At 60.9% G+C, this 1791-nt stretch carries 3 protein-coding genes; 2 read left to right on the top strand and 1 reads right to left on the bottom strand.

The features are described from left to right. On the bottom strand, positions 1-186 hold a 186-nt coding region (locus ABJ99_RS29235; protein ID WP_230081038.1), incomplete at its 3' end, for a hypothetical protein. Between the two features lie 218 nt (positions 187-404). On the opposite strand from ABJ99_RS29235, the gene ABJ99_RS15540 reads away from it, so the two are divergent. Together ABJ99_RS15540 and ABJ99_RS15535 are read left to right on the top strand one after the other, a co-directional pair. After that, a complete protein-coding gene (locus ABJ99_RS15540) occupies positions 405-869 on the top strand; it encodes a hypothetical protein (protein ID WP_054086544.1) in 465 nt (154 codons plus the stop codon). Between the two features lie 18 nt (positions 870-887). Beyond that, complete coding sequence (locus ABJ99_RS15535) at positions 888-1706, top strand: SDR family oxidoreductase (RefSeq protein ID WP_054086543.1); 819 nt, start codon at positions 888-890, stop codon at positions 1704-1706. The last annotated feature ends 85 nt before the right edge of the window (positions 1707-1791 follow it).

The following is a 1791-nucleotide window of genomic DNA, read 5'->3' as shown; positions in this document are numbered from 1 at the left end:
CAGGCGCGGATCCCAACAGCTGACAGGTCGCCCCGCCATGTCGAATGACGCATGGCTTCTACGGATTTGCGGCTCGACATCGCTATTCGTGCGGCATAGCGTAAGTGACGCCACTGGCAACCCGCGCGGATCCACCAACTCTAATGCAGGCGTATGCTGATGAAGGGCATTCGAGCGTTCAACCATGACTGGCACCTGCAGCAAGTCCGACGGCGCTGGAAAATTCCGCGCTGTACCACACTCTAGATCACTGGGCCGATAGCGCATACTGGCACTTATGACAGTGGCCCGAAGAGAAGAGAACGCCCTGGCCGCCATCGAAGCGCTCTATGTGCCTTGCTTATTGGTCAACGCCTGCCCGATGTCTGTAGTATCTCTGACACTGCCCCGCGCTGGAGACCCGCATGTTTATCGGCATCCTGTTAATCCTCACCTGGCTGATCCTTCTCCTGCGCTATCCGGCCAAGGCCTTGCCGGTTTCGCTGGCGGCGGCTGCGGGGCTGGGGATCGTGGCGGCCATTGTGATCTGGCAGGACAGTAGGGAAACGCGCCAGCTGGAGCGTCTGGACATCCAGCTCGGTTACGACCCGCAAGGCTGCCCGGCAGACAAACCTCTGCATGTCTCGATCACCAACGACAATCAGGCTGCGCTGCTGGAACTGCACTGGCGAATCGCGGCCTACGCGCCTGGTGACACGGTAAATCTGGTGGACAGCACCTACACGTCTGCACGCTATCGCGGCCCCGGCCAGCTTCAGGCAAAGGCGGCGTGGCAGGATTGTGTGCCGTTACCTGCGCTGCGTAATGGCTATCGCCCGCAAACTCTGGAGTTTCGCGCAGAACATCTGCAAGGCAGTTTTTCGGACTGACCCTCAAGGACCTCATTCATGCCTGTCGCTCTTATCACCGGTTGCTCAAGTGGAATTGGCCGCGCGTTGGCCGATGCGTTCAAGGCCACGGGCTATGAGGTCTGGGCGACGGCGCGCAAGGCCGAGGATGTGGCGACACTGAGCGCTGCCGGGTTTATTGCCGTGCAACTGGATGTCAACGACGGGCCGGCACTGGAGCAACTCGCTGCCGGGCTTGAACACAGCGGGCTGGACGTGCTGATCAACAACGCGGGATATGGCGCGATGGGCCCGCTGCTGGACGGTGGCGTGGACGCGATGCAGCGGCAGTTCGAGACCAATGTGTTCTCGATTGTCGGTGTTACCCGGGCGCTGTTCCCGGCGCTGCGGCGTAACAAAGGGCTGGTGGTAAACATCGGTAGCGTGTCGGGTGTTCTGGTGACGCCATTCGCGGGGGCTTATTGTGCGTCCAAGGCAGCCGTTCATGCCCTCAGTGACGCGTTGCGTCTGGAGCTGGCGCCGTTCGGCGTGCAGGTGATGGAAGTGCAGCCTGGCGCGATTGCGTCGAGCTTTGCAAAAAACGCCAGTCATGAAGCCGAACAGTTGATCAGCGAGCAATCACCGTGGTGGCCGATTCGCGAGGGCATTCGTGCACGTGCAAAGGCCTCGCTGGATAACCCGACCCCTGCGACAGCATTCGCGCAAAGCCTGCTCAAAGCCGTGCAGCGAGCCAACCCACCACGCTTGCTACGCCTGGGCAACGGCTCGCGCATCCTGCCGCTGATGGCGTGGTTGTTGCCCAAGGGGTTGCTGGAAAAAGGGCTGAGAAGGCGCTTCGGGCTGGATATTGATTTGTGACGCAGAACGCTATGAAGAGCGGGCTTCTGCCCGGAGGGCGTAAAACTTCAGGAGGTTACAACGGCTGCGATGGGCTGCGAAGCGG

It is taken from the genome of Pseudomonas syringae pv. cilantro, assembly GCF_001293775.1.
Taxonomy (GTDB): domain Bacteria; phylum Pseudomonadota; class Gammaproteobacteria; order Pseudomonadales; family Pseudomonadaceae; genus Aquipseudomonas; species Aquipseudomonas syringae_P.
The sequence above is the reverse complement of the archived record's forward strand: the minus strand, read 5'-3'. Positions and strand labels throughout refer to the sequence as shown.